The following is a 410-nucleotide window of genomic DNA, read 5'->3' on the forward strand; positions in this document are numbered from 1 at the left end:
GTGCTGGCCTACCTGCAGTACAGCGATTGGCAGCCGTTCGAGAAAGTGTTTTTGTTGGCACCGTTGATACGGCCGGCCCGCTGGCATCTGCGCAAATGGATGTTCTATCTGGGCCGCTTCTTTATGGTTGCACCTAATCGCGGCTTCAATATCAACACCCACGATGCCGAGTTTGCCCGCCGCCAGGCGCACCGTGATCCGTTGCAGTCACACGTGATGTCGATGCGCTGGCTTGGAGCTATGGTGGACTGGTTACACGCTTTCCCGAAAACTGCCCGCAACGACAAGCGCATTCTGGTCTTGCAGGGCACCGATGACGAGACCGTCTCCTGGCGCTACAACATGCGTGCAATCCGTGATCGGTTCCCAAACAGCAAGCGGATCATTATCCGCGGCGCGCGCCACCAGAT

1 protein-coding gene is annotated in these 410 nt (G+C 57.8%); it reads left to right on the top strand.

What is annotated here, in order from left to right; translation table 11 throughout:
* Nucleotides 1–410: alpha/beta hydrolase (locus ZA06_RS17050; protein ID WP_168155245.1), on the top strand; the 410-nt coding region annotated here is incomplete at both ends.

Origin of the sequence: Mangrovimonas xylaniphaga (assembly GCF_001280435.1) — a bacterium.
In the GTDB taxonomy this organism is placed as follows: Bacteria; Bacteroidota; Bacteroidia; order Flavobacteriales; family Flavobacteriaceae; genus Mangrovimonas_A; species Mangrovimonas_A xylaniphaga.